Source organism: Bradyrhizobium sp. LA6.1, assembly GCF_040547805.1.
Lineage (GTDB): Bacteria > Pseudomonadota > Alphaproteobacteria > Rhizobiales > Xanthobacteraceae > Bradyrhizobium > Bradyrhizobium barranii.
This window is the reverse complement of the sequence record NZ_JBEPQK010000051.1, coordinates 1-4,111: the sequence shown is the minus strand read 5'-3', so window position 1 is coordinate 4,111 and position 4,111 is coordinate 1. Positions and strand designations below refer to the sequence as shown.

4 protein-coding genes and 1 pseudogene are annotated in these 4,111 nt (G+C 61.0%); 2 read left to right on the top strand and 3 right to left on the bottom strand.

Annotation, left to right across the window (positions count from 1 at the left end; all coding sequences use genetic code 11):
* Nucleotides 1-559: 559 nt before the first annotated feature.
* Complete coding sequence (locus ABIB99_RS44355; protein WP_354182281.1) at nucleotides 560-1,090, bottom strand: hypothetical protein; 531 nt, start codon at nucleotides 1,088-1,090, stop codon at nucleotides 560-562.
* A gap of 206 nt (nucleotides 1,091-1,296) precedes the next feature.
* Here ABIB99_RS44355 and ABIB99_RS44350 point away from each other — a divergent pair.
* Both ABIB99_RS44350 and ABIB99_RS44345 read left to right on the top strand, forming a co-directional pair.
* Nucleotides 1,297-1,587, top strand: a pseudogene (locus tag ABIB99_RS44350) (metallophosphoesterase); the annotation flags it as partial.
* Between the two features lie 75 nt (nucleotides 1,588-1,662).
* Entirely contained in the window at nucleotides 1,663-3,231 is a 1,569-nt protein-coding gene (locus tag ABIB99_RS44345) for a GMC family oxidoreductase (RefSeq protein ID WP_354182279.1), read from the top strand.
* Between the two features lie 44 nt (nucleotides 3,232-3,275).
* Here the strand turns inward: ABIB99_RS44345 and ABIB99_RS44340 are convergent, their stop codons facing one another.
* Together ABIB99_RS44340 and ABIB99_RS44335 are read right to left on the bottom strand one after the other, a co-directional pair.
* Nucleotides 3,276-3,842: an ABC transporter permease gene (locus ABIB99_RS44340; protein WP_354182277.1), complete on the bottom strand. Its 567-nt coding sequence runs from the start codon at nucleotides 3,840-3,842 to the stop codon at nucleotides 3,276-3,278.
* A 52-nt stretch (nucleotides 3,843-3,894) separates the two neighbouring features.
* Complete coding sequence (locus ABIB99_RS44335; protein WP_354182275.1) at nucleotides 3,895-4,080, bottom strand: hypothetical protein; 186 nt, start codon at nucleotides 4,078-4,080, stop codon at nucleotides 3,895-3,897.
* Between the last annotated feature and the right edge of the window lie 31 nt (nucleotides 4,081-4,111).

Sequence of the window (4,111 nt, the reverse complement as noted above, 5' to 3'; positions counted from 1 at the left end):
TCAATGAAGCGCTTCATCCGAGACCCCCGCAAATCGTGCGGGAATCATACCGCGAGAATCACGTCAAGCGCCGCGTTTTTACACAGCCAGGGTCATTCGCGGACATGCCCGGTCCCGGCCTTCGAGGTTCGCTTTGCCGAATAGAGGGCGTCAGAACGAAACCCCCTCCTTTCGATAGGTGAAAGAATCCTTCTGAGCAAACGGAAGCCCTTAGAGGGCCGCCGGTGCCCGTGCGATTGCCTCCTTGACGAGGCTGGTTGAACGTTCAAGCCGATGCAGAAGGGATATCAAATCCGAGGCGGTTGCTTCTTCCATGCGAAGATTTGCCTGGGTGAGCGTTCGAGCAACGAGATCGTCGATCTGTTCGTTTGCCGCCGAACCGCCCGACGACGCTTCGAGCGGCCACTTTTGGGAGCGTTTTAGTGAGGAAATGTCGCCCGCATGCAGGCTTTCATCGTGTCGAACGGACGTTCGACTGTCTCTCTCCACTGTCGCATGGCCTGCGGGTTTGCATCAAGCCGCTGCTGCACAGCCTTGGCGTGCGGTGTGGCAATCGCTGTTAGAGACTTTCATCGATGCCGATATCAGGTTTTCGGGGCGATAAAGCAGCAGGTGCGAGAGCACAGTCTTCGGCGCTGTGTTGTTTCGCGTCCTCAGTGCAGCGAGTAAGCGCAGCCCTCACAAGGTTGGCTGAATCCTCTAGTCTTTGCAGGAGATTGGTCAAGTCCTCGGTTGTTGCTTCCTCCATGTGAAGATTTTGGGGAGCTAAAGCCGCACGTATGAGCTGATCAAGCGGCAGTGGGCCGGAGCATTTTTCTATTGAGGACCCAGCATGGTTTTGAAACGACAGCTCAGAAATCACCTGACCATCTGGGGTGAGCTTAACCGATAGTCTTGAACCGCAAGGAATCATTTCCTCCACCAGTCTGGCGGGAATCTCAACAGATGCGACAACAGTTTCGGCCCCGACGGCCCGGTATCCAAAACGATAGAAACTATCGAACGGATGCACCTGGCACAAACCAACGCGCTCGATGAAGGGTTCAATTACTTGTTGAGCCGAAGTGCCCAATATCGCGAACTCCGTCACGCCATAGACCAGCTTACAATACCGAATTTATCGGTATCGTAAAAGTAGTTCTATGTCTCTAGCCCCCTTCGGGAGGCTAGATGCCCAAAACGGTCACGTCGCCCATTCAAAAGAAGCTCGCCGCTATGTTGGTCGAGCTGAGGAAGGGTGCGGGTCTACGCCAGGTTGATTTAGCCAATAAACTTGGGGTCTACCAATCTTGGGTACCCGAAGACGCCCCCGTCATCCTGCTCGACCACCAGCCGAGTGATGCGCGGCACGCCGCCAAACTCGGCGTAGCTCTGCAACTGTCCGGGCATACGCACGGCGGATTGATCCTGGGAATCGACCGGCTGGCCGCCCCCGCGAACGCAGGCTACGTCTCGGGCCGGTACGATGTCGACGGGATGACGCTCTACGTGAACAACGGTACTGCGCTATGGCCAGGCTTCGCGCTGCGGCTCGGTCGCCCTTCCGAGTTGACACGAATTACGTTGCGCCAAGTGGCTGCCAACTGACCGCGTAACGATCGGTAATGGCAGCGACTGCGCTCAGGAGGATGCTGCAAGAGTGACCAGGGGAAGCAACCGGACGTGATTGGGCAGGAATACGACACGATCATCATCGGCGGAGGTTCCGCCGGAGCGACGTTGGCCGCGCGTCTCAGCGAAGATCCGGCGCATCGTGTGCTGCTGCTCGAGGCTGGGCAAGACTTGCGCACCGCGACCACGCCGGAACACATCCGCATTCCCAACCCCATGCGCGCCATCGGTGACGATGATTTCCGCTGGCCAAAGCTCCTGGCGCGACGCACCGAGCGGCAGCAGCCGCTGCTGCTTTGGCGTGGCCGCGCCATGGGCGGCAGCTCGACGATCAATGGCCAGATCGCAATCCGTGCCGTGCCCGACGATATCGACCGCTGGGCTGCCGCGGGCTGCAGGGGGTGGACGTGGGACGAGCTTCTGCCCTATTTCTGCAAGCTTGAAACGGACAAGAATTTCCCCAGCTCCCCCTACCACGGCGATCGCGGTCCGATCCCGATTTATAGAGCTCCGATCCCGGATTGGGGCAACGTCGACCGGGCGCTGCGCTCCTCTGCACTGAGCCTTGGCTATGGCTGGTGTGAGGATCACAACGCGCCTGATGGCACCGGCGTCTCGCCCTATGCCATCAACAGTGAGGGCGGCTTACGAATCTCCACCAATGATGGCTATCTGGAGCCGGCTCGCGCTCGCACCAACCTCGACATCGTCGGTCGCGCCCTGGTCGACACCATCACCTTCGAAGGCAACCGGCTGCACGCCAATGGCGTCCAGGTCCGCGTGAACGACCGATCCTACGCGCCCCGCGCAACGCGCGAGGTTATCCTCTGCGCCGGCGCCATCCATTCGCCGGCGATCCTGCAACGCTCCGGCATCGGGCCCGCCGCTCTGTTGGAGACGCTCGGCATCCCGATCCGCGCGGACTTGCCGGTGGGCGAGAATTTGCTGGACCATCCAATCGTCAACGCACTGCTGCATTTGCGCGAAGACAACAGGGTCAGCACGCTGATGCACAGACACACCAATTGCTGCCTGCGCTACTCGTCCGGTCTCGCGGGCGCCGGCGACAATGACATGATCATGATCGCCGGCAATCTTGCTCGCTCGCCGCAATCGATGGCTGATGTGACGCTGGGACGCATTGCCGTTTCCGTCTATCAGGCGTTCAGCCAGGGCTACGTTCGCATCGTGACGACCGACCCCGAGGTCGATCCGGTGATCGAGGAGCGCATGCTGTCCGACCCTCGCGATCTGGTACGCCTGCGCGACGGCGTCCGCCGCCTGCGTGACATCTGCTTGCAGCCTGGGGTGGCCGATATCGCTCACCGCGTCGACTATGGTGCGAGCGGACGTTCGATGGACGCGCCGTTCAGCGACGCAGAGCTGGATGACTGGCTGTTTGCCGAGTGCAGCGACGCTCAGCACGCGAGCGGCACCTGTAGAATGGGCGCACCGGACGACCCGCGCTCGGTTGTCGATCCCGAATGCCGGGTAATCGGATGCACGGGATTGCGCGTGATCGACGCCTCGATCATGCCGGAGGTCCCGCGCGCCAACACCCATTTGACCACGGTTGCCATCGCTGAGCGCATGGCGGATCGGTTAAAGGGCGCGAGATAAGAGCATTGGGCGCTACAGCCCATGCCAGCCTTGGAGCTCGCGCCTCAGGAATCCGTGGTCGCAGCTGATCCGGGCGTGCGCGAGCGGCGCGCCTGGAGCATTTCCATGATCGCAAACATGACGATCACGACAATGAGCACGACGACGGACGCCGCGGCGATGACGGGGCTGACCTGGAGGAGAATCTCATCCCACATCTGCTTCGGCAGGGTCGTCTTGATGCCGCCGCCGACGAACAGAGCGACCGTCAGTTCCTCGAACGATTGCAGAAAGCCGGTCACGAAGCCGACGGCGAGGCCGCCAGCCACCTGCGGCAAAGTGATGCGCCAGAAGGTGCGCAGCCGTCCGGCGCCGAGCGTCGCGGCCGCCGCATCGAGCTTCCAGTCATAGCCCTTGAAGGTCGCCAGCATGACCATGAACACCACCGGCATTGCGATGACCGTGTGACCGATGGTGATCCCGATGTCGCTTGCCACCAGTCCCATCCGCGCGAACAGATAGAACAGCGCGATCGCGGTGACGATGAACGGGACCATCATTGGTGAAAGGCACAGCAGGAACGCGATGCCACCGAGCCGGCTGCGAGTCCTGGCAACCCCATACACTGCCATCGATGCGATCAGCAGCGTGACGGCTGCCGCGGCGAACGCGATGCCGAACTCTTCAGACTGCGCGCCCGCTCTGACGTCTGTCTGACCGTCCCAACGCCCGCGCCTTGACCGTCTTGATGTTGACCGTCTTGCCGATACCCTTGGCCTTCACCCTGGTGACGATCAGCTTCTTGCTGGCCCGCGTCTCACGCTGCGCCCTCGACTTCGTTTGCGTGGGCTCGATCTTGGTCTCTGTCATCATGGCACTCCCATGTTGTCGAGCAGTGCAC